General features: G+C 42.1%; 19 protein-coding genes. 17 read left to right on the plus strand and 2 right to left on the minus strand.

From position 1 onward, the window contains the following. Window position 1 precedes the first annotated feature (1 nt). The 6 genes from G603_RS0105915 to G603_RS0105945 all read left to right on the plus strand — a co-directional run bounded on the left by G603_RS0105915 (window position 2) and on the right by G603_RS0105945 (window position 7,134). Window positions 2–991, plus strand: coding sequence for an ATP-grasp domain-containing protein (locus G603_RS0105915; protein ID WP_026669618.1), 990 nt, complete (start codon window positions 2–4; stop codon window positions 989–991). Beyond that, complete coding sequence (locus G603_RS0105920; RefSeq protein ID WP_026669619.1) at window positions 988–2,094, plus strand: glycosyltransferase family 4 protein; 1,107 nt, start codon at window positions 988–990, stop codon at window positions 2,092–2,094. Before G603_RS0105915 ends, G603_RS0105920 begins: the two co-directional genes overlap by 4 nt. Before the next feature lie 84 nt (window positions 2,095–2,178). Next, a complete protein-coding gene (locus G603_RS0105925; protein ID WP_026669620.1) occupies window positions 2,179–3,495 on the plus strand; it encodes a nucleotide sugar dehydrogenase in 1,317 nt (438 codons plus the stop codon). A 46-nt stretch (window positions 3,496–3,541) separates the two neighbouring features. After that, complete coding sequence (locus G603_RS0105930) at window positions 3,542–4,330, plus strand: DUF2334 domain-containing protein (protein WP_026669621.1); 789 nt, start codon at window positions 3,542–3,544, stop codon at window positions 4,328–4,330. A 2-nt stretch (window positions 4,331–4,332) separates the two neighbouring features. Further along, window positions 4,333–5,601 carry a glycosyltransferase gene (locus G603_RS19415; RefSeq protein WP_035792225.1) on the plus strand — a complete coding sequence of 423 codons (1,269 nt, stop codon included), beginning with the start codon at window positions 4,333–4,335 and terminating at the stop codon, window positions 5,599–5,601. A gap of 369 nt (window positions 5,602–5,970) precedes the next feature. After that, the gene (locus G603_RS0105945; RefSeq protein ID WP_026669622.1) at window positions 5,971–7,134 is read left to right on the plus strand and encodes a leucine-rich repeat domain-containing protein; all 1,164 of its coding nucleotides are present in this window, start codon (window positions 5,971–5,973) and stop codon (window positions 7,132–7,134) included. A gap of 146 nt (window positions 7,135–7,280) precedes the next feature. Here G603_RS0105945 and G603_RS23065 read toward each other — a convergent pair whose 3' ends face one another. Together G603_RS23065 and G603_RS0105955 are read right to left on the minus strand one after the other, a co-directional pair. Further along, entirely contained in the window at window positions 7,281–8,396 is a 1,116-nt protein-coding gene (locus G603_RS23065; RefSeq protein ID WP_035792228.1) for a glycosyltransferase, read from the minus strand. Between the two features lies 1 nt (window position 8,397). Then, the gene (locus G603_RS0105955; protein WP_026669624.1) at window positions 8,398–9,510 is read right to left on the minus strand and encodes a glycosyltransferase family 1 protein; all 1,113 of its coding nucleotides are present in this window, start codon (window positions 9,508–9,510) and stop codon (window positions 8,398–8,400) included. 149 nt (window positions 9,511–9,659) lie between these two features. Here G603_RS0105955 and asnB (G603_RS0105960) point away from each other — a divergent pair, with 149 nt between their 5' ends. The 11 genes from asnB (G603_RS0105960) to G603_RS0106010 are packed head-to-tail and all read left to right on the plus strand — an operon-like array spanning window position 9,660 to window position 24,238. Continuing rightward, window positions 9,660–11,606, plus strand: coding sequence for an asparagine synthase (glutamine-hydrolyzing) (gene asnB / locus G603_RS0105960; RefSeq protein ID WP_026669625.1), 1,947 nt, complete (start codon window positions 9,660–9,662; stop codon window positions 11,604–11,606). 12 nt (window positions 11,607–11,618) lie between these two features. Next, window positions 11,619–12,914: a glycosyltransferase gene (locus G603_RS0105965; protein WP_026669626.1), complete on the plus strand. Its 1,296-nt coding sequence runs from the start codon at window positions 11,619–11,621 to the stop codon at window positions 12,912–12,914. 27 nt (window positions 12,915–12,941) lie between these two features. Next, window positions 12,942–14,456: an MBOAT family O-acyltransferase gene (locus G603_RS0105970; protein ID WP_026669627.1), complete on the plus strand. Its 1,515-nt coding sequence runs from the start codon at window positions 12,942–12,944 to the stop codon at window positions 14,454–14,456. Window positions 14,457–14,500: 44 nt separating this feature from the next. Then, window positions 14,501–15,595 carry a hypothetical protein gene (locus tag G603_RS0105975; RefSeq protein WP_026669628.1) on the plus strand — a complete coding sequence of 365 codons (1,095 nt, stop codon included), beginning with the start codon at window positions 14,501–14,503 and terminating at the stop codon, window positions 15,593–15,595. A gap of 24 nt (window positions 15,596–15,619) precedes the next feature. Next, window positions 15,620–17,572 carry an asparagine synthase (glutamine-hydrolyzing) gene (gene asnB, locus G603_RS0105980; RefSeq protein WP_026669629.1) on the plus strand — a complete coding sequence of 651 codons (1,953 nt, stop codon included), beginning with the start codon at window positions 15,620–15,622 and terminating at the stop codon, window positions 17,570–17,572. Window positions 17,573–17,595: 23 nt separating this feature from the next. Next, window positions 17,596–18,738 carry a glycosyltransferase family 2 protein gene (locus G603_RS21355; RefSeq protein WP_051197916.1) on the plus strand — a complete coding sequence of 381 codons (1,143 nt, stop codon included), beginning with the start codon at window positions 17,596–17,598 and terminating at the stop codon, window positions 18,736–18,738. Beyond that, entirely contained in the window at window positions 18,735–19,604 is an 870-nt protein-coding gene (locus tag G603_RS0105990; RefSeq protein ID WP_026669630.1) for an alpha-1,2-fucosyltransferase, read from the plus strand. The genes G603_RS21355 and G603_RS0105990 overlap by 4 nt, the downstream gene beginning before the upstream one ends. A gap of 51 nt (window positions 19,605–19,655) precedes the next feature. Then, entirely contained in the window at window positions 19,656–21,473 is a 1,818-nt protein-coding gene (locus G603_RS0105995; RefSeq protein ID WP_026669631.1) for an ABC transporter ATP-binding protein, read from the plus strand. 9 nt (window positions 21,474–21,482) lie between these two features. Further along, window positions 21,483–22,526, plus strand: coding sequence for an alpha-1,2-fucosyltransferase (locus G603_RS0106000; protein WP_026669632.1), 1,044 nt, complete (start codon window positions 21,483–21,485; stop codon window positions 22,524–22,526). A 16-nt stretch (window positions 22,527–22,542) separates the two neighbouring features. After that, on the plus strand, window positions 22,543–23,298 hold the full coding sequence (locus tag G603_RS19425; protein ID WP_242834842.1) for a DUF5672 family protein: 756 nt from the start codon (window positions 22,543–22,545) through the stop codon (window positions 23,296–23,298). After that, window positions 23,288–24,238 (plus strand): glycosyl transferase GT17 family protein, encoded by a 951-nt coding sequence (locus G603_RS0106010; protein ID WP_026669633.1) that lies wholly within the window; start codon window positions 23,288–23,290, stop codon window positions 24,236–24,238. The genes G603_RS19425 and G603_RS0106010 overlap by 11 nt, the downstream gene beginning before the upstream one ends. Window positions 24,239–24,240 lie beyond the last annotated feature (2 nt).

Here is a 24,240-nt window from a genome sequence, read left to right on the forward strand (position 1 = left end):
TATGAATATATTGTTTTGCAGTGTTGGAAGAAGATGTGAGCTTTTAAAGGATTTTAGAAAGACCCTTGGAGATAAGGTAAGGATTGTTGTCACAGATAACAGTCTCTATGCACCTGCTCTTGCTTTTGCGGATGCCAGCTATCAGGTTCCGCTCATCACAGATCCCACTTACATCGGAATAATTCTTGATATATGTAAAAAGGAAAAAATAAATGCAGTTACCACACTTATTGATCCTGAGATCTCAATACTTGCAGACAACCGTGCGAAGTTTGAAGAGATAGGTGTAGAGGTTCTTGCTCCCTATAAGGAGACGGCAGACCTTTGCTTTGATAAATATGAGATGTTTAAGTACCTCAGTGAAAAGGGGATCAACACAGTAAAGACATACGGAAGCTTTGCGGAGTTCCATGAAGATTATAAAAAGAATGCCATCTCACTTCCTGTATTTGTAAAGCCAAGGACTGGCAGCGGAAGCGTTGGAGCAAGAAGAGTGGATACAATAGAGCTTCTTGAAGAGGTCACAGCTACCGATCCTTCACTTATCATTCAGGAGCTTATGACAGGAAAAGACATGGATGCTGATGTCTATGTTGATACTATTACCAATGAAGTAATTGCGATTTTCTCAAAGAAAAAGATATCCACCACCATAGGCGGTGCCAACAAGACAATATCCTTTAAGGATGAAGCTCTTTTTGATTTTGTAAAAGAAGCCCTTAAGGTATTCAGATTCAACGGACCGCTTGATATGGATCTCTTTTACCAGGATGGCAAATATTACCTCTCAGAGATCAATCCCAGATTTGGCGGTGCATACCTTCATGCATACGGCGCAGGTGTCGATTTCCCTGCCTTCATATATAAGAATGTCCACGACAAGGAGAAAAATGAGCCTGTGATCGGACAGTATGAAGAGGATGTGGTCATGATGATGTATGACAGCGTAGTTATCGACAGCCTTGCAAACTTAAAGGGCAGAATGCAATGAAAATTCTTATTTTGACCAATTATGCCAATGGTCTGTATCTTTTCAGACGGGAGCTTCTGGAATCATTTATGGCAGATGGACATGAAGTTATAGTATCTGTTCCTCCGGATGAAAATGTGGCTAAGCTCAAAAATCTTGGCGTAAGTATAGTAGAGACAGCCTTTAACAGACATGGGATGAATCCTGCCAAGGATTTTGCCCTTATGATGGCGTATAAGAAGCTTATTAAGGAGATAAAACCGGGATTTGTTCTGACCTATACAATAAAGCCCAATCTCTATGGAGGAATGGCTGCAAGACTTACCCGCACTCCTTATATCTGCAACATTACAGGCCTTGGAATGGCCATTGAAAACGGCGGAATTATGAGTAAAGCCCTTATCGCTTTTTATAAAACCGCTACAGCTGGCGCAAGGAAAGTATTTTTCCAGAATGAGCGCAATAAGAAGTTTATGCAGGACAGAGGTGTTGCAAAGAAAAATGCGGGACTTCTTCCGGGATCCGGTGTGAACCTGACCGCCCATCCTTTTCATGAGTATTCATCTGAAGCTGAGGGTATTCATTTTCTTGCTGTCATCAGAATCATGAGAGATAAAGGAATAGCCGAGTACCTTGAAGCTGCAAGGAACATTACCGCTGAATATAAAAACGTCTATTTTGATCTTGTGGGCGAGTATGAAGAGGATGAGAGAGAAGTTTATGAGCCTCTTATCAAGGAAATGGAGGATAAGGGGATTATCACTTATCATGGCCATCTTGATAACGTAGAGCCGGTTATGGCAGAGAGCCACGTAATCGTTCATCCTTCTTATCACGAAGGAATGTCCAACGTGCTGCTTGAGGCAGCAGCCTGCGGAAGACCTATTTTATGTTCAGATATTCATGGCTGTATAGAAGCAATTGAGCCTGATAAAAGCGGCTTCACCTTTGAGATAAAAAATACAAAATCCCTTGAAGACGCCATAAGAAAAATGCTTTCATTGTCAGAAGAAGACAGAGCCAAAATGGGAAAGCTTGGCAGAGAGCATATAGAGAAGCATTTTGACAGACAGCTTGTTATAGATGCGTATAAAAAGGAACTTGAGAATGTGCATCAATCTTGAATCTTTGATTCAAGATTGTATAATGGATAAGTAATATTCTATCTTGCAGCTATGTGAGGTAAGAAAATTTAACGAGGTATAAAAATGAGTTTATATGAGAGACTCCTTTCAGGAGAGGAGAAACTGTCACTGGTAGGACTTGGTTATGTAGGAATGCCCATTGCCGTTGCATTCGCCAAGAAGATCAAGGTAGTTGGATATGATTTCAATGCAGAGAAGGTTGCTCTTTATAAAAAGGGAATCGACCCTACAAGAGAGGTTGGCGATGCTGCAATTAAGGAGACATCAGTAGATTTCACAGCTGATCCCGAAAAACTTAGAGAGTGTAAATTTCACGTTGTGGCTGTTCCCACACCTGTTAACGAGGATCACACACCTGATCTTACCCCTGTTGAGAGCGCCAGCAGAACACTTGGTAAGTATCTCACAAAGGGTTCTATTGTAGTATATGAGTCAACAGTTTATCCCGGTGTTACTGAGGATGTATGTGTGCCGATCCTTGAGAAGGAGTCCGGACTTAAATGCGGCGTAGACTTCAAGGTTGGATATTCACCTGAGCGTATCAATCCCGGTGATAAGGTTCACAGGCTTGAGACCATCACCAAGATCGTTTCCGGTATGGATAAGGAAACTCTTGAGGAAGTTGCAAACGTATATAAGCTTGTTGCTCTTGCAGGTGTACACGAGGCAGAGAGCATCAAGGTTGCAGAGGCAGCAAAGGTTATTGAGAACAGCCAGCGTGATATCAACATCGCTTTCATGAATGAACTTTCAATGATCTTCCACAAGATGGATATTGATACAAAGAGCGTACTTGAGGCAGCAGGAACCAAGTGGAACTTCCTGAACTTTAAGCCCGGACTTGTAGGTGGTCACTGTATCGGTGTTGATCCTTACTACCTTACATATAAGGCAGAGTCCCTTGGCTATCACAGTCAGATCATTCTTTCAGGACGTCGTATCAACGATGACATGGGTAAGTACATTGCAGAGTCCTGCGTGAAGAAGATGATCGCATGTGATGTTCCTGTTAAGGGAGCAAGAGTCGGTATTCTTGGATTTACATTCAAGGAGAACTGCCCGGACACCAGAAATACCAAGGTTATCGATATCTATAATGAACTTAAGGAATATGGTATCGATCCTATAGTAGTTGATCCTACAGCTGACAGTGATGAAGCTAACAGACTTTATGGAATCGCTTTTGATACAATGGATGACATCCACGATATGGATGCAGTGATCGTAGCTGTAGCCCATGAGGAGTTCCTTGGAATCACTACAGAGGATATTAAAAAGTGGTATGCACCTTCTCGAGGAAAGAGAGTTTTCCTTGATGTAAAGGGAATCTATAATAAGAATGAGTTCGACGAAGCAGAGTTTGCTTACTGGAGACTTTAATTAAATGGGGGAATGCCGCCACCTTAAAAAGTGGCGGCGTTGTTGTATGAAGATATTAATTCGAATGGATGATATCGCGCCGGGTATGGATATGGGCAAATTCAGAAGATTTAAGAGACTTCTGGATGAGTACAATATCAGACCTCTTATAGGCGTGGTACCTGATAACAGGGATCCGAAGCTTATGGTGGAAGCTGATGAACCTGAATCAAAGCAAAAAAAGGGGACAGATGAAGAGGCAGACAGTGAGGAGAATCCATACTTCTGGAGAATGGTGAGGGACCTTCAGTCAGAGGGATGGATCATAGCGATGCACGGTCTTCATCATGTATACACCACTAAAAAGGGTGGAATGCTGCCACTTAATAAACAGTCTGAATTTGCGGGGATCCCTTATGAGAAACAGCTGGAGATGGTCACCGAGGGCAAGAAGATTCTTGAAAGCCACGGTATAGCCACGGATTTTTTCATGGCACCAAGTCACAGCTACGACAGAAATACCATAACTGCTCTTGTAGAGAAGGGCTTTAGAAGGGTGACAGATGGTTTTGGAAGGGATGCCTACAGACGTTTTGATATGACCTTCTATCCTATTTCCTATAGGAAGGACAGTGCTCTGACAGACGATCATGAAGGCTACACCACGTTTGTCGTTCATACAAATACCCTTACCAATGAAGATTTTAATTATTATTCCAAAGTCTTTGAGACGGGAAAGGTTGTCAGCTGGAATGAATGGCTTATGACCGACCCTGTGGAAGCAGGTGAATTTCAGGGGATAAAAGAGTATCTCCTTGCCAGGATTAAATACATTTTAGTGCACAAGAGGTGGTAATAATGGCGGAGCCTATTCGAATATTACATGTTTTTGGTACACTGGGCCTTGGCGGTGCCGAGAGCCGAATAATGGATTTATACAGACATATAGACAGGGACAAGGTACAGTTTGACTTCCTTGTTCATGCAGCAGCGGAGCCGACAGGGAAAAAATGCCCTACATCCGATGAACTTATGCTTGTAAGGAAGCCAGACTATTTTGATGCTGCTGTAAGGAAGCTGGGTGGCAATATATACTGCATTCCAAGATATCACGGAACCAATCTCAGAGATTATAAGAATGCTATCCGTATGTTTTTCATGCAGCACAGAGGCGAGTGGAAAATGGTTCAGGGTCATATGACAAGTACGGCAGCCATATATCTTCCTATCGCCAAGACCTGTGGCATCGGAACTACGATAGCCCATGCCAGAAGCGCGGGAGTTGACCCGGGAATCAAGGGAATAGTTACTAAGATTATACGTCATCCTTTGAGTAATACAGAGACCTGTGACCTTAGGTTTTCATGTACAGAGAATGCTGCAAGGGCTGTGTTTGGAGATACACTTACTGACGGCGGCCTTGTAAGGATCATTCCCAATGCCATAGACTTAAGGAGATTCGTCTATAATTCTGAAGCCAGGGAGAGAATAAGGAAAGAGCTGGGTCTTTCCAATGCCATAGTGATTGGACATGTGGGTCGTTTTCACTATGCAAAGAACCATGAGTATCTGATAAAGGTATTTGCTGAGTTTTTGCGAATCCTTGATCATGACGAGGTTAACTCCTTCAGCATGCTGCACGGTATGAGAATAAGACTTCTGATGCTGGGAGAAGGCGAGCTGATGGATACTATGAAGCAGCTGTGTCACGACCTTAAGATTTCGGATAAGGTAATCTTTGCAGGCAATAAGAGTAATGCCAATGAATATTATCAGGCAATGGACTATTTCCTTTTCCCTTCACGCTATGAGGGACTTCCGGGGACAGTAGTGGAGGCGCAGGCAGCAGGGCTTCAGTGCCTTGTATCTGATTCCATCACTCCGGAGGTTGATATAACCCCTCTTGTAAGCAGGATGAGCATCGAGGAAGCACCTGCCACATGGGCCAGAAAAATCCTCAATGACCTGATGCTGAATGGAGTAAATGATGAAGAGTACGGCATCCCTATCGGAGACAGAGAGGCTTCATCAAGTCCAATCATATCACAGATAGCTGCAGCAGGCTTTGATGTTAAGACTCAGGCAGAGATGATGTCGAAATTCTATTTAACAGGAAAATTTTCATGAAGATTATATGAAAGCACATCGCTGGAGATTGATTCGGTGATGTGTTTCTTTTTTGGCTGCGAATACTTGGCATTGCCTATAATTTCAGTAAATGAGCAGCCTGTATTTATGTGGACAAAATGTCTGGGAGGGATTTCCATAGACCAAGCTATCAGAAGCTTGTGAAAAAGCTGAATCAGTCTGACTATAAAAAATCTCTAAATAATCTTAAATCTTGTTTCGATAAGTAGATTTTTTGAAACATCATTATTAGAATTTTATGCAGTGGTATTTGTGGTTTTTATGCAATTGCCCAAATTACAATTTTATATGTTTCAGATTGTCTGCTTTTTGAAACATTGTAAATTATTGACTTTACAGGAGGTTCTTATGAGAGAAAAGAAAAGTAGGAAAAACATTATTAGAAGGATGGTTAGCGGTTTTTCTGCATTTGCAATAGCGCTGGCATTGTGCTTTGTGGCTATTCCTGAAACGGTACATGCTAGTGATTACGAGTTAACTTTTGTTTGTATAACCGGGGATGGAAGAATTCTTTGCGGCATGGACGCGCATAGTGATGTAAGTAATATTGCTGAAGGAGAATTAAGAACGAAGACTTCTAATTTTGATGTACGAAAATATCTCAGCTATTCAAGTAATACTATAACTATAACTCAGGCTGCATTTGAAGATTTTCAGATTTTAAAAGCAAATCAAACGCTTGTCTTAAACGGAAGAGTCTTTATTACGAAGACTACTGGTGTAAATGGGGTAAGGACAATAATGCAGATGACAAAAGGAGCAAGAGTACAGATTGAATTTTTGTTAAATTCACAGCAAACCTCAATGAGCGAAGAAAATTGGTGCAGGACTGAATTTGAAAACCAATATGATTTACGAGATGGAACTCTGAATTTTGATGAGAATAAGTATCTAATTATTACAGCTACTGCCGATGCTCCGGAGCCTACACAGAGTATTGAGCCAGAGGAAAATCAAAATAATCAAAACGACCAGAACAACCAAAATAATCAAAACAACCAAAACAACCAGAATAACCAAAACACCCCCACAGATCCCACTCCTGCAGCTCAGGGAACGACCTTTAATGGTGCTTCCTCCGGAACACAGGGAATGTTTAAGGTTACTTCCTCAGATACAGGAAAAGCAGAAGTATCCTATGTGAAGGCACAGAATAGTAAGGCAAAAAAGGTAAAGATTCCATCAGTTGTTAAGGATGATAAGGGTGTTGAATACAAGGTAACAAAGGTTGAGAGAAAGGCTTTTTACAAGAATAAGAAAGTAAGAAGTGTCACGGTTCCTTCAACTGTAACTTCAATCGGCGGTGGAGCATTTAAGTATTGCTCAAATCTGGATAACATTAAGCTAAATGGAAATACATTGAAATCAATTGGCAAAGGCGCATTTAGTAACATAAAGGAAGGCGCAACTATCACGATTGTAGCAAAGAACAAAAAGACCTTTGATAAGATTGTGAAAAAGATTAAGAAATCCGGTGCCAAAAACGTAAAGTATAAGTTTAAAAAAGGATAATGATAATTAAAAATTTAGGCGTTTGCTTTTTGCAGGCGCCTAAATCTTTTATACTTTTTTAATCATTTTCGTTTTTATAATCCGTTAAAGATAAAGACGTGTATTAAACTTGTTTGTTTGAAATGTACAAACAAGTTTGATTTGCTTTATGCCCTTTTGTTTTTTAATTTTGTATTTATAAAATCTTCCCATTCTTTACAGATTTTGTCTGGTTGAACCCTTGACACTACAGATTTGGCGGTCTCTCCCAGTGTGGCTGCGAATTCGTTATCCTTTAGAATTCGTAACATGGCATCGGTTAGAGCTTTCTCATCCCCCACAGGAGTAAGGAGGCCGGATTTGCCATCATCAATGAGCATGCGGGATCCGCCGCAGGGGCAGTCAGTTGAGATGCTTGGAATTCCGAGAGCCATTGCTTCTATAAGGGCGTTTGGCATGCCTTCAAAATCCGAGGAAAGCACGAACATGGCAGAGCCGATGATTTCGTTTTTAAGATTAGAGCTTGGAGGAAGAATGAAAACCTTCTCTTCGAGATGGTTCTCTCTTATGTATGATGTAAGTCCATCCAATATGCCACCTTCCTGAGAATCACCGTAGATATAAAGTGAATAATCAGGATAGTCCTTTGTGATATTGTTAAATGCCTTAAGAAGAAGCAGCTGATTTTTCTGAACGGAGATTCTTCCTACATTTACGATTTTCTTTGAATTGTCGCCTCTTCCCTCGGAGCTATTCGTATCTGCATTAAGGTAGCTTTCATCTATAGGATTAAAGATAATTGTTGACCTTTTCTGGAAGTCCTCTGAGAAATAATGCATAGCATCCGGTGTCTGGAATATACAGCCGGCAGCCCTTTTCTCCATGTAGCGGGTTGCGAGCTTATGAGGTGCATAGTCAACCTCCGGATTGTTGCGAACGGAGACGATAAGAGGAGTATTCGTCCCAAAGAGACTGAAGGCACTTCTGAAATTGGCCTTTGCACAAAATGAGATTACAAGGTCAGGCTTTTCTTTCTTTACGCAGTTTCGTAATTTAAAAAGTCTGGTAAAGGCCTTCTTAATTCGCCCTGCCTTCTCTTCATTCTCGGTTAAGCCAACGGAGATACGCCTTACCTTGCTTGAAAGCTTATATTCATTTTCCGAAAACCACTGGGTTGCGACGATGACGTCATGACCTGCATCGGCAAATTTTCCTGAGAGAATACTGACTACGTGCTCTGCGCCGCCGCGGCCCATGCTGTTTAAATGAAAAAGAATTTTCATGTTAATGTTGCCCCTTGTTTTTTACTAGATCTGACAGGAAATCCTCATACCAGCTGACGAGCTGCTCAAGGTCGTAGCCATGTGAACGAATGGACTCACGCTGACAGGATCTGTCTGCCGTCTCTTTTTCTTTCCTTATACTTATGGCTTCATCAGCCCAGCTCTCTGCTGAATCAGAAAGAGATTTTCTTGTGATAAGCCCATCTGTAACAGATACATTTGGTGTGATGGTATCAGATATCAGCATTGGGAGACCACTAACCTGCGCCTCGATAAGAGTCAGCGGAAGTCCCTCAAACAGCGAAGGGAATATCATCACGTCGAAGGCTGAAAAGAAAGCCTGTGCATCATGGCGGATTCCGGTCAGGATAACCTTTGTAACAAGATTAAGGGATTTTATTTTTTCCAGAATGTCCGGTTTAAGGTCCCCTTCGCCAAGGCATATAAGTATAGCTTTATCGTCTTTCTCGGCGATCTTAGCAAATACATCAATAAGGAAAGAGTGGTTCTTGGATGCGATGAAGTTTGCAATATGGCCGTAGATATGCTTGCCTTCAAGGTTAAATTCATGAATTATCTGATCTCTGTATTCATTCCTGAATTCAAATTTATTAAGATCGATAGCGTTGTTAATTATCTTAAAGCTCTTATCTCCATACATCCACTTACCTGCATTTTCTGAGCATGCAAGTCTTACATCAGTGTTCTTAATAAGAATAGGTCTGCTTAGGAAATGTGCAAGCTTCTTGGGATCAGTCTCATTATGTGAATGACAAACCGTTATTGACCCCGCCTTTTTCGCTACCATAAGCTGAGGAGCAACAAGCGCATTGGCGGTATGCCTTATAACAATGTCATATCCTTCAGCGTTTACAATATTCCCCAGCTTTTTGAGATTCTGTATTGGATGACTTGTCATCCTTGGGAGCTGGTAAACCTTGCCGCCCATTTCTCGGATGAGATCGTCATAACCTCCGTTTCTCACGTCATGAACAGCAAAATCAAACTGAAACCGTTCCTTATCTATGTTCTCATAGATATTCATTATGAAGTTTTCCATCCCTCCTGGGTACATAGCTCCCACAATGTGAAGAACTTTGATTTTTCTATCCATGATAACCTCAATTGATATTCGCTGCTGTTACCATCTTGACCGGTACAGATATTTTATCATCGCCGGCAAGATGGCAACTGAAAAGTCGTTTGCTAAAAAAGTAAGAGTAGTATAACATATTTAAAGGATAATACATAGAAGGAGCGCCTATGTGCGGAATCTGCGGATATATTTCCAAAAACAGAATAACAGAAGATGAGCTGCGTGCCATGAATGACACCATAATACACAGAGGACCCGATGATAGCGGCGTCGAGTTGTATCCCGGTAAGGATGGCTACATAATAGGCTTTGCTCAGAGAAGACTTTCAATCCTGGATCTGTCACCCCTTGGACATCAGCCAATGACCACGACAGATGGCAGGATTTCTGTCGTTTTTAATGGAGAGATTTATAATTACCGGGAGCTGAAAAAGCAACTTTCGGATTATCCTTACAAATCAACCTGTGATACAGAGGTTATTCTGGCTTCTTATCTTAAATGGGGCAGAGATTTTGTAAGGCACATCCATGGAATGTTTTCCATAGCTCTTTACGACAGAGAAAATCAGGACGTTCTTTTTGCAAGAGACAGGATAGGTAAAAAGCCACTGTATTATTGGCTTGAAGATGGCAACATCGTATTCGGTTCAGAGCTTAAGCCCATAATGAAGTGCCCGGGCTTTAAGGGACAGATAAGAACATCCATCATTCCAAGATACCTCTATCAGCAGTATATAAATGCACCGGAGACCATTTTTGAGAACGTTTATCAGGTTGAACCGGGGCAGCTTGTTATTTTCAATCAGGGAAATATCACTAAGGAAAAATATTGGAGCATCAGGGATGCTTATAAAGATAATGTAAATAAAAAGGTAGAAAGCTACGAGGAAGCCAAGGAAGGTCTTAAAAAGCGCCTTAAGAAGTCTGTAGCTGACAGGATGATTGCAGATGTGCCCCTTGGAACATTTTTATCAGGTGGCTATGACTCATCACTTATAACGGCTCTTGCCCAGGAGAATTCTGAGAGCCCTGTAAAGACCTTCAGTATAGGCTTTAATGTTCCCGAGTATAACGAAGCTGAGTATGCAGCGAAGGTTGCCAATCACCTTGGCACCGAGCACACAGAGCTTTATATAGATGAATCAGAGATGATCGAGCTTGTGGACAGCATTCCTCAGTATTTTGATGAACCCTTTGCAGATGAGTCAGAGATCCCTACTATGCTGGTGTGTAAGCTTGCGAGGCAGAAAGTGACTGTGGCCCTTTCCGGGGATGGCGGAGATGAATTCTACTGCGGCTACAATATCTATGACAGAGCAGTACAGGCTAGGAAGCTTGATGGTATAGGAGCTATAGTTAATGCCGTTGGTCAGATTCCGCTTGGTAATGAGAAGCTTCTTAGAAAGTTTCCCTACAGCGTTCAGGCAGTTGCTGATAACAGAGATCCTGAGACTAAGACGCAAGTTTCTGCACCCAAATATATCCCTGCAGCCCATGCCTTTATTTCCGGCAGAGAAGAGATGGATCAGAGGATGACATATGCACAGTATATGAGCAGGGATTTCCTAAGGGATGGTGTTTTCCCCTGTAAGTATCCCGTTGAGTCTTACTATGACGTGGACAACTGGCAGGTTCGAAGGATGCTCCTTGATATGGATACATATCTTCCAAGCGACATTCTGGTCAAGATGGATAGGGCAGCTATGAAGTACTCTCTTGAGTGCAGATGCCCTATTATGGATACGGAGGTTATGGAGTACAGCTTCCGAATTCCTCATGAATTTAAATATAAAGACGGCGTGAAAAAATATATCCTTAAGGATATCGCCTATGACTATATCCCAAGAGAGCTTTTGGACAGACCAAAGAAGGGCTTTAGTGTTCCGATGGATAAGTGGCTTCGGGGTCCTCTTAAGGACAGGCTCATTGATTACAGTAATGAGAGCTTTCTTAAAAATCAGGGAATTTTTGATGCGACATACGCATCCGGTTTTATAAGAGATTTTCTTGCAAAAGGAGATGGAGGCTTTGGCAGCGGTGCCAATTTCTCCAATATCGCATGGAGCTTTTTCATATTTCAGCAGTGGTATGAGAAGCATATCTACCAAAGTTAACGAGAGGTATTTATGTCCGCAAATATGGATCCAGGAAAAAAGCATATAGCAATGTATATCGGATCCCTCAATAAGGGCGGTGCCGAGCGCGTTATGTGTAACCTTGCAGAGTATTTTTATAATGCGGGCTATCAGGTTACGTTTGTGACCACATACCTTGCGGATGATGAGTATGAAGTTGCGGACAGAAAGTGGGAGCCTGTAACTGAACAGGGCAAGGAAGTCGAATCAGGACGCATCATCGAAGTTCTGAATATGGACGAGCACATAAAAACAGTCCGTATGAAATCTTCTGAGGAGCCGGGAATAGACAGAGTTTTCACGGCTCTTATGCCCGATGAAAAGGGCAAAAGAGTAGCGAATTTCAGAAACAGAGTAAAGAAATTAAGAGATACCTGGAAGAGCTTAAAGCCTGACCTTATCCTTTCTTTTCTTGGAAAAAATAACTGCATGGCGATTTACTCGGCAAGAGGCCTTGGAATTCCTGTGGTCGTATCCGTAAGATCAAACCCTTCAAGAGAATACGCTTCCAAGGGACTTAATCTTGCAATGAACATGCTCTTTCCAAGGGCAGCAGGCGTTGTGGTGCAGACAACGGGAGCTGCTGAGTATTTTAAGGACAGCATCAGGAAAAAGTGCAGGATACTTCCAAATTCAGTCAATCCATCCTTTATGAAGGGTGAAACAGTATCCTTTTCCGACAGGGAAAATATCATTGTCTCAGTCGGAAGACTTGATGATAACAAGAACCAGATACTTTTGATAAGAGCCTTTGGGAAGATCATGGATGAGTTTCCCCAGTACAAGCTTGTTATCTACGGAGATGGCCCATCAAGGCAGAAGTTTGAGAAGGAAGCTGCCGGGATAGAAGCCGCCAGAAGCGCAGGAACAAGCGGCTCAAGCGATGACCATACAGATGGAAACCGCATCGTTTTCATGGGGAATGTCAGCGGCGTTGCGGATAAAATTCGTGATGCGAAGATTTTTGTTCTGACATCTAAGCAGGAGGGTATGCCAAATGCCCTCATTGAAGCCATGTCCATGGGACTTGCCTGTATATCCACAGACTGCCCCTGCGGTGGTCCAAGAGACCTTATAAGAGATGGTGAAAATGGTATACTTATTCCAATGGGTGAGGATTCCGCCATGGAGGATAGTCTCACTAAGGCACTTAGGAGTCTTATAAGTGATGCAAAAAAGAGCGAAGCTATGGCAGATGCTGCCCTGGCAGTAAGGAAGGATTACAGTCCTGAAAAGATCAATTCCCAGTGGAAAGAGTATTTTGAAGGACTGATGAGAGATACTTAAATTATTGAAAGGCTAAGATAAGGAAAAGTGCAATTTAATTCTTTTATTTTCATATTGTTCTTTTTGCCCATCACTTGCCTTGGGTATTATTTACTGAACCATTTTGATAGAGAAAAAGAGGCTAAAGGCTATCTTCTTCTTATGTCCCTGTGGTTTTACGGATATTTCAACGCATCATATCTTGTGATAATCTGCAGCAGTATCTGCGTGAATTTCCTTTTGTATAAGAAAATGCAGACTGCAAAATCCCGCAGGCCCTATCTTATTTTGGGACTTTTATTTAACGTCGGACTTATTTTCTATTTTAAATATTACAATTTCTTTTTACAGAATCTAAACGATGCCTTTAAGACAGACTTTGTTTTAAGGACAATAGTCTTGCCCCTTGGCATCAGCTTTTTTACCTTTCAGCAGATATCATTTATCGTGGATGCATACAAAGGGGAGGCCGTAGGCTATTCCTTTTTGGAATATGCGCTTTTTGTGTCCTTTTTCCCGCAGCTTGTGGCAGGACCTATCGTGCTTCATTCTGAGCTGATTCCTCAGTTCAGGGATAAGACCAGACACAGGGTTAATTTTGATAATCTGTCCAAGGGCATAATGCTTTTTTCAAGAGGTCTTGCTAAAAAGGTTCTTATTGCAGACACCTTCGGTAAAGCAGTAGACTGGGCTTTTGCACAGGCAGCTGTAGTTCAGGTGGGAGAAGGCGCTCTCACAAGAGCAGAGATCATCATTTTGATGCTGTCCTATACCTTCCAGATCTACTTTGATTTTAGCGGTTACAGTGACATGGCTACAGGCCTGGGGTCTATGTTTAACTTAAAGATTCCCATGAATTTCAATTCGCCCTACAAGGCCCTGTCCGTTGCAGATTTCTGGAAACGCTGGCATAAGACACTGACAAGGTTCCTTACAACCTACATATATATTCCTCTTGGAGGAAACAGAAAGGGTAAGCTTAGAACCTATTTAAATATAATGATCGTATTCACCATCAGCGGAATTTGGCACGGTGCCAACTGGACCTTCATTTTATGGGGAATACTTCACGGACTGGCACAATGCTTTAATAAGCTTACTCATGGTATTTACGAAGCTGTGTATAATGCTGTTTCTAAGAGCTTCCTTGGAAAAGCAGGTGCAGCTCTCATAAAAACAGTTCAGTGGATCGTAACCTTTGCATTCTTAAATGTGACATGGCTCCTCTTTAGAGCAAATTCTGTTACAGAGTGGGTACAGATATTAAAGCGTCTCTTCGTTCTTAATCTTGATGTGAGAGATGGCATGCTTGAAGCCTTCCGTATACCGCGCTTTAGATATGTGATGTCTGCCATAGGACTTTCCGCAGAAGACCACGCTGTACTTTTAGCTTGTATGTTTATTATGATGGTACTTGCTCTTTGCCTGTGCCTGCTATTTAAGAATAATTATGAGAGAAAATATGAGTTTAAGGTATCATCCCTTGCTTTTACCTGGGTACTTATTGTGACCTGTGTTATTTCTCTTAGCTCTGTTTCAACATTTTTGTATTTCAATTTCTAGATGTTCGCCTATAGTTTGTGTGTGAACATGGAGTGTAAACTGATATGACTGGAAAAAGATGGTTTATTTCCATATTGATAGCGAGTGTTATAGCGCTCCTGGCCATCGCCGGATGTGTCTTTTGGACAGATCCTTTTTTCCATTACAGAAAACCAAATGAAAGCTTTTACTATATTCTGAATGACCAGAGATCCCAGAATGATGGCATAACCAAACACTTTGACTATGACGCCATTATTACAGGAACCTCAATGGCTGAGAATTTCAGGGCATCGATGTTTGATGAGCTTTTTGGGACAAACTCCATAAAGGTTACATATTCAGGTGCTACCTATAAAGAGATAGACGATAATCTGGAGGTAGCATATAAAACAGGTCACAGCCCAAGGTATGTGCTAAGGTCACTTGATTATACGCTGCTTGTAAGGGATAAGGATGAACTGAGGCTTGATATGGGCGAGTATCCTGAGTATCTGACTAATAATAATCCCTTTGATGATGTAAAATATCTTTTGAACAAGGATGCTTTTCTAAGGTATTCTCTTCCCGTGCTTTACAGATTTATAAAAGGCGAACCGGGAGGCCATACCAGCTTTGATGAATACAGCTATTCTGCGGTAAATTATATCTATGGAATAGGGGCAGTTCTTGAGGGCAGAGAAAAATATGGCGAACCTGAGAGCATACTGCCTGTATCTGATGAGGAGATAGCGCTTCTTAAAGGGAACATGGAAGAGAATGTTGTAGAGCTTGCAAGAAAGCATCCGGAGACCACGTTTTTGTATTTTTATCCTCCATATTCAATGGCATATTTCGGAGGACTGTTAGAGGCAGGTGAGCTTGATAAGGAGCTTGAATATAAAAAGCTTGCGACACAGATGATGCTTGAATGCGACAATATCCATGTCTACAGCTTTACTATGAATACAGATATTACTTCAGATCTTGACAGATACAGAGACAGGGGACACTATGAACCCTCAGTTAACGACTGGATAATAGAGAAGATAGCAGCAGAGGAACTCTCAGAAGGCGGTCAGTACATAAACAGGATCACCAAAGAAAATGCGGATGAATATTTTGCTGCTGAGAAAGAGCTTCTTGAAGCATTTGATTATAATAAGATGATTGGCAAATAACGAAGGAACCATGAAAGGAATTCTATGTGCGGAATAGCTGGACTTTGCGGATATAGCGGCGATGCTGAAAAGAATATCAAAAGAATGAATGACAGACTTCTTCACAGAGGTCCTGACAGCGGAGATATCTGGAACAGCCCCGATGATATGGTGTGGCTTGGACACAGAAGACTGTCCATAAGAGATTTATCTTCAAACGGATCCCAGCCCATGCGCTCAAAGAGCGGGAAGTATGTAATCGTGTATAACGGCGAGATCTACAACGCCGATAAGCTCTCAGACCTTCTTATGGGAAAGGGCTTTGTTACAGCCTTCAGAGGAACCTCCGACACAGAGGTTTTACTTGAAGCTATTGAGCATTTAGGGCTTAGTGAGACTTTGAAATTCTGCAAAGGAATGTTTGCTCTTGCGGTTTATGATCTTGAGACCCATGAGCTTTGCCTTGCAAGGGACAGGATTGGAGAAAAGCCCCTTTACTACGGCTTTGTAAATGGCAATTTTGTTTTTGCTTCTGAGATTTCTGCTATTAGAGCCATAGAAGGCTTTAAGAACAGGATATTTGAGGAAGCCCTGAACCTGTACTTTGTTCATGGCTATATTCCTGCACCTTATACGATTTACCATGATATCTATAAGCTTGAGCCGGGAACCATACTTCGTATCACAGCGCCTTTTTCATATTTCAGGCCCGTTCATGAGGATGATGACGAAGGAAAGCTCACAGGAATACAGAGATCCGGTGGCGAGTACAGGTTTGAAACCTACTACGACATAACAGAGGTTGCAAGAAAAGGTCAGGAGAATCTTTTCAAAGGTACTGCTGATGAGGCAGCAGATGAGTTGGAGCGCCTTTTAAAGGAGTCCATAAAGGGACAGTTGGTATCTGATGTGCCTGTTGGTGCTTTTTTATCAGCGGGAATAGATTCAAGTACTGTGGTATCCCTTATGCAGGAGGTTGCTGAGGGAAAGGTTAAGACCTTCACCATAGGAATGGAGGATCCAAAATATAACGAAGCTGAGGTTGCAAAGGAGATTGCAAAGCACCTTGGAACAGAGCACACAGAGCTTTATATCACAGAAGCAGATGCCAAGGCTGTTATTCCAAAGCTTCCATCAATATACGGTGAGCCCTTTGCTGATTCATCACAGATTCCCACATATCTTGTAAGTAAGATGACAAGGGACCATGTAACAGTATCCCTTTCAGGTGACGGCGGAGATGAGCTGTTTTGCGGCTACAGATCCTATGAATCCGTTCAGAGAATATGGAATAAGATGAAGAATATTCCCGGCGGCATGAGATACGGCGCAGGAAAAATGCTTCAGCATTCAAGAGCTGCTAAGAGGGATGGTGTTTTCAGAGATAAGGCAAAGCTCCTTCAGGCAAGAAGCCCGGAGGATCTCTACAGAATCCAGTTCGAGATGGTCCCCGGTGCTCTTAATATCGCAAGAGAAAAGAGTATGCCTCCCTATAAGCTAAGTCTTGCCGAGGGTGACGGACTTAGGGAAGTAAATCATGATATAATGCTTATGGATATGAGGATGTATCATCCCGATGATATACTTGTTAAGGTGGACAGATCCGGCATGACAGTTTCCTTAGAGAGCAGAATACCAATGCTTGACAGGGATGTAATGGAGTTTGCATGGAGTCTGCCGCTATCACTTCTTAGAGATAAAAACACAGGTACCGGTAAGATGGTACTTAGAGATGTACTTTACAGACATGTACCAAGAGAGCTGGTGGACAGACCAAAGAAGGGCTTTTCAATACCTGTTGCCAAGTGGCTTAAGGAAAAGGAGCTCCGTCAGTGGGCAGAAGACATGATTTCTGCAGAAAAGCTTCAAAGAGAAGGCTTCCTTAATCCCGAGGCAGTAGCTAAGGTATGGAAGAATTTTGCCGATGAGGACGGACAGTGGCAGCCTCTTATCTGGTATATTTTGATGTTTGAGCAGTGGCTTTCGGAAAATAACTAATTAGATTAAATGTAGGCGCATAAATGGAAGAGAAAAATCATTACATGGAAGAGATTCCCATAATAAAACAGAATACGCTTATATCCGTAATAGTTGCCTGTTACAATGTGGAGGAATTTTTGCCAAGATGCATAGAATCCATAATGGCGCAGACCTACAGGAATCTTGAGATAATCCTCATCGATGACGGCGCAAGGGATAACACTGGTAATATCTGCGACCACTATAAGACTCTTGATGAGAGAATCGTTGTGGTTCATCAGACAAACGGCGGAGCTGCTATAGCAAGGAATGAAGGCATAAAGATTGCCCATGGACAGTACATCGGCTTTGTGGACGGCGATGATTACATAGAGCCCTACATGTACGAGTATATGCTTAGTGCCATGGTAACTGCAGACGCCGAGCTTTCTGTTTGCAGATATTTTGAAGACAGTCAGGAAGATCTGAAAAAGACCAGGACCTATAGGAAAAAGGGACTTGTTCATATTAAGGATGACGGAAAAGCAAAGGAGATAGTAGAGAGAGGAGTACGACTCCTTGAACTTACTGGGGAAGAAGCTCTTAAGAATTATGTTGAGGAGAGCGATGATATAGTCATCAGAAATGCTCCCTGGAATAAGCTCTATAAAGCCGAGCTTCTGGACGAGACCTCTTTTCCCATTCAGAGATACTACGAGGATATCCTTTTTTCAGCAAGGGTTCTCGCAAAAGTGAAGAAAGTGGCATATATTGACACGCCTTTGTATCATTATATAATAAACAGAAAAGGTGGGGCCATGGGCGCAGGCCTAAGAAAAGAGATTCTCACAGAGCAGATTCCTTCGTATCATGCAAGGAGTGAGCTCCTTGAGGAGATCGGAAGGCGCGACCTTGCTGCAAGCCATGATTACATGGTCTACAAGAAGCTTCTGCTTTTATATACCGAAGCCAGAAGAGATAAGACCGGAGAAAAAAAGAAATTCATGGAGCCTCTGGCAGAGGAGATCAGAACCTGTGCAAATCAGATGTACAGGGTATTTTCATGTGATATAGCTGATCCGCACCAGAAAATGAGAATGGAATTATTTTTAAAGAACCCCAAGTTTTACGATCTGTTCATGGATCTGAATGAGGGGGTAGTTTTGCCTTTACGTCAAAAGTTTAGTGGGGGACACAAAAAATGATAATAATAAGGCTAAAAGGCGGTCTTGGAAATCAGATGTTCCAGTATGCCCTTTACCTGCAGCTCAAGGCACTTGGAAAAGAAGTTAAAATCGACGAGGTAAATGGTTTTAAGGATGATCCGCAAAGAGATCCCGTCCTTTTTGACCTGTTTGGGATCACTTATGATACGGCCACAGATGAGGAAGTAGTTGAGATTACTGATGCTCATATGGACCTTCTTAGCAGGATCAAAAGAAAATTATTCGGAAGAAAGTCCGCAGAATATCAGGACAATACAGGTAATTTTGACCCCAAGGTTCTTGAAATGGACACAGCATACCTTAACGGTTACTTCCAGTCTGATAAGTACTTTACAGACAGGAATGTCCTTTCAAGGCTCAAAAGAGAATTTGAGATTAAGCCTGAGGACTGTCTTACCACATCCAAATCCTGGGAGATATACAGACAGATCCTGCAGAGTAATTCTGCCAGCATCCATGTAAGAAGAGGCGATTACTTAGAGCCCGGAACAGTGGAGACCTTCGGCGGAATTTGTGATGATGACTACTACAAGAGAGCCATCGACACACTTATCAGTAAGTATCCGGATGTAGAGTTTTTCATTTTTTCAAATGATAATGAATGGTACGAGACCCATGTATCAGGCGATAGATTCCACTATGTAGAGACCGGTGAAGAGAAGGAAGACGTAGCGGATCTTCTTTTGATGAGTCTTTGCAAGCACCATATCCTTGCAAATTCAAGCTTTAGCTGGTGGAGTGCATGGATGAATGATGCACCGGAGAAGACGATACTTGTGCCTCCGAAGTGGCTTAACAACAAGCCCATGGAGGATATTTATACAGAGCGAATGATTAAAGTGTGAAGATATATGTCTTTGCATGGATGTTATTCCATCTGACATTTAAGGAGTTATATGAGTTTAGGAAAACCCTCTGAAAATAAGGCGGAGAACCTTAATCTTTTTCAGAAGATCAATTATATTTTTGATACAAAACAAAAGAAGTATCTGGTACTTCTTGGATTTATGATACTTGTGGGAGGCGTCTTCGAGACATTCAGTGTTGGAATGATGGTTCCCGTTGTCAGTGTGATTCTTGATCCCGAGTCCCTTCAAAAGGCCATGGACAAAGCCCCCTTGCTTGCAAATATAGCTTATGGGATGGGACTTAATACCGAAAAAAGACAGATATGTGCGATACTTGCATTCCTGATAGTTATCTATATTGTTAAGAACGCATATCTTCTTTATCTTACTTATCAGCAGAACACTTTTATAGCAAAAACAAGAAACGACATGATTTCAAGGGTTATGCGAGAGTTTTTAAACAGACCCTATGAGGATTACCTCGGTGCGGATATACCTACGGTATTTAGAATAACGGATAGCGATATACCGCACACATTTTCTCTTATGCTGGCGCTTTTGGGTCTGGCAACAGAGGGAGTTGTTTCCTTATTCCTTGGAATATATCTTATCTATACCAACTGGCAGATGGCACTTCTGATAATCGTTGTACTTGGGCTAATGACGCTTCTTAGTACAAAGCTTATCAAGCCCAGGATGAACAGCATTGGTAAAAAGAATCAGAATATCCAGTCAAGGATTGCCAAGTGGAGAATTCAGGCTATCTACGGACTTAAGGATGTAAAGGTCTTAAACAGACAGGACTTCTTTATAAGAAACTACTATGAGTCAGGCAAAATCGGTGCTGAGACCGCAAGAGACTACACCGTGCTCAACAATTTGCCAAGACTTCTTATTGAGACTGTTTTCATGGTGGCTGTCCTTAGCTACATCATGATTTACATAATTGGCGGCGGTGATGTGAAGCTTCTCATCACACAGCTCACAGCCTTTGGTGTTGCTGCAGTAAGACTTATGCCAAGTGCCAACCGCATCAACACCTACATTACGCAGATTGCTTACGAGGAGCCAAGCCTTGACTTCGTTTACAACAATCTCACAGAGTCCATGAAGTCAGATAAAAAGATGGCTGCTGAGAGAATGGCAATCGCAGGTCCTGCCATAAAGCTTGAAGATAAGATCGAGCTTAAGAATATTACTTTTGCATATCCCGATGCTGAAAAGAACATTTTCACCGGCGCGGATATGATGGTTCCCAGGGGTAAATCCGTAGGAATCATGGGCTCATCAGGAGCCGGAAAATCCACAATCGTTGATATTTTACTTGGACTTTTGCATGTAAAAGAGGGCGAGATCCTCTGTGATGGCAAGAACATTTTCAGTAATTACGAATCCTGGCTTGCTCAGGTTGGATACATTCCGCAGAGCATCTACCTTATTGATGAATCAATAAGAGACAATATTGCATTTGGTATAGATGCAGCAGAAATAAGTGATGAGAGAATCTGGGAGGTCTGCAGAGAGGCTCAGCTTGAAGATTTCATCAAGAGTCTTCCCGAGGGTCTTGATACCAAGATCGGTGACAGAGGTGTAAGACTTTCCGGCGGTCAGAGACAGCGTATCGGAATCGCAAGGGCTCTTTACCACAACCCTGAGATTCTTGTTTTTGATGAAGCTACAAGTGCTCTTGATAACGAGACAGAGGCAGCAGTTATGGAGGCGGTTAACAGTTTCCATGGTAAAAAAACCATGGTTATCATCGCTCACAGACTTAATACCATTGAGAAGTGCGACATTATCTACGAGGTAAAAGATCAGAAGATAGTAGAGTCGAGCCTTGAAGGTAAGACCATTATTCACGGGTGATTGCAGAATATGATAGGAACAGAATTTATACCGGGTTACGGCCTTGGCAATCAGCTTTTCTTCTATGTGACCACAAGATGTATAGCCATGGAGAAGGGCGTTGATTTCGGCTTTATAAATCCGGGGCAGGTAGGAAATGTTTTTCATTCCAAGCGCGGAATGTACTTTATGGACATTGACCTTGGCACAGAGATACCTGCTGAAGATAAATGCAAATATAAAATAGTAAATGAGCAGGACGATCGTCTTTACATGGGTAATTCCAAGCACGATATGGCCAATGGCTGCTATATATCAGGGGCGGATCCGAGGCTTTTCGAGGTGTCCGATAACACTCTTATTTACGGCAATATGCAGGATGAGAGCTACTTTGAAAAGTACAGGGACAAGATTCGTGAATGGCTCCATGTAAAAGAAGAAGCTGAGTCTTATGAATATACCGCTGATGATCTTTGCATCATAAACATCCGCGGCGGAGAATACACTGACCATCCGGAGCTTTATCTGGACAGATCGTATTTTTTAAATGCTATAAAAAATATGAAAAAGATAAATCCCGCAATGAGATTTATGATAGTCACAGAGGACGAGGAAGCCGCAAAGAAGGTTCTTCCTGAGTATGAGTGCCACCATTTTGATATGGGCAAGGATTATGTGACGATAAAAAACGCCAGATACCTTATTTTGTCCAACTCATCATTTTCCATAATGCCCGTGCTTAGCAGCACAGAGCTTAAGTATGCAATTGCTCCCAAGTACTGGGCAAGGCATAATGTATCCGATGGATTCTGGTCATCGGAGCAGAACATTTACAGCTTCTTGCATTATCAGGATAAGAAGGGCAGAATCTGGGAGGCTGATGAGTGCAGGAAAGAGCTGGCTGAGTATAAAAAGAGGTCAAGACTCTATGCCAGAAGAAATGAGCGTCCCGGGAAGATCAGATATTATTGTCAGATCATCAGAAGAAAATGCCTCTACGGCGTATTCTACCTAAAGAAGATAGTCAGGTCCTTGGAGCGAAGGCTTGGAATAATCAAGACCTGGAAACCGTGAAACGGAGATTTGTAAGTTGAAAAAGCTAACGCTGAAGAATGTTACTTTGGCTGCCATGACCAGCGTAAATGTCTACGAGACTGTTCAGGCGCTTAAGTACAGTATGAAGGATATCGAGTTTGGCGATGTGGTTTTTATCTCTGATAAAAAGCCCTTTTATCTGCCTGCCGGTATCAGATTCAGTTATACATCAAAGCTCGACAGCATAGATAAGTTCAATTATAAGATGACTTATGAGCTGCATGAGCATATAAATACGGAATTTGCCCTTATAGTCCACGCAGATGGTTTTGTAATTAATCCTGATAAGTGGAGGGACTCATTCCTTGATTATGACTATATAGGATCCCCCTGGCCGCTGCCTGAGAACGATTATGCCTACAGAGATGCTGACGGCAATATCTGCAGGGTTGGGAATTCCGTATCCATCAGATCAAAGAGACTTATGGAATACCCTGCAAAGCACAACTGCGAGTGGGTTCCAGTGGATGATGGATTTTACAATGAAGACATTTTTATCTGCTGTCATCTGAAAAAAGAGATGGAGCAGGAGGGCATACAGATAGCACCCCTTGAGGAAGCGATTTATTTTGCAAGAGAGCACAATCTTCCTGAGAATGCAGGCATAACACCCTTTGCATTCCATAAGTGGAGAGGCGAAAATGGGGACTATCCAAGGTTCTACAGCCCTTATAAGCGATTTAAGATGGCGGTAAGACCGCTGCTTTTCTGGAGAAGGACGAAGAGCTGGAGAGAGAAACATGGTCTATGATCTGATACCTTTTTTTAATGAAATAGATATACTACAGCTTCGTCTGAATGTACTTGACCCTTACGTGGACAAGTTTATAATCGAGGAAGCAACAACCACCTTTTCAGGACAGCCAAAGGAGCTTTGCTTTGAAAAGAACAAAGAGAAGTTTTCGAAGTTCCTTGATAAGATAGAATATATTGTGGTTTCTGAAGACAGAGATTTTGAGGTTACCCATGAAAGGGATTATTTTCAAAAGAACAACTTGCTACAGGGGCTTAAGGACGCGGCCCCGGATGATGTGATAATCTTCGGAGACTGCGATGAGATCCCTAATCCCAAGGTGCTTACGGATATAATAGAGCACTTTGATAAAACAAAGGTTTATCACCTTGCCCAGAGGAATTTTTATGCATTCCTGAATATGGAGGAGTCATCGGGTAAGCTTTTATCTATCACGGGAGAATTCCCGGAGATACCTGTTTCCGAGAGGAAATGGCTTGGAACCAAGGTCTGCAATATAGAGAATATCCCGGATGAGGGTATAGTAAGACTAAGAGATCTGGTTCCGCCTACGGATGAGCGCTCTGTGAGAGTTGCTGACGGAGGCTGGCATTTTGGATATATGGGCGGCTATAAGGAATCCAATCCTGTAAAAAGGATCGGTGTTAAGGTTAAGGCTGCGGCCCACCAGGAGTATAACGACAGAGAAGTCCTGGCTGAGACCATGGATCATCTGATCCTTGGAAGAGATATTTTTGGAAGAGATGCCCGATTTACAAGAGTTGAAGTGGATGAAACCTATCCCGGATATTTGAGAGAACATCTCGATGAGTACAGACATCTGTATATGCCGGTGATTACACCTTTTATGAGATTTACCCATAAGTTTGATATTACAGTTGGAAGATTTTGCAGAAAGGCATACCACAAAATTTTAAGGACTCTGAGGCATAGATAGGC

The organism is Butyrivibrio sp. AE3006, from assembly GCF_000424165.1.
In the GTDB taxonomy this organism is placed as follows: domain Bacteria; phylum Bacillota; class Clostridia; order Lachnospirales; family Lachnospiraceae; genus Butyrivibrio.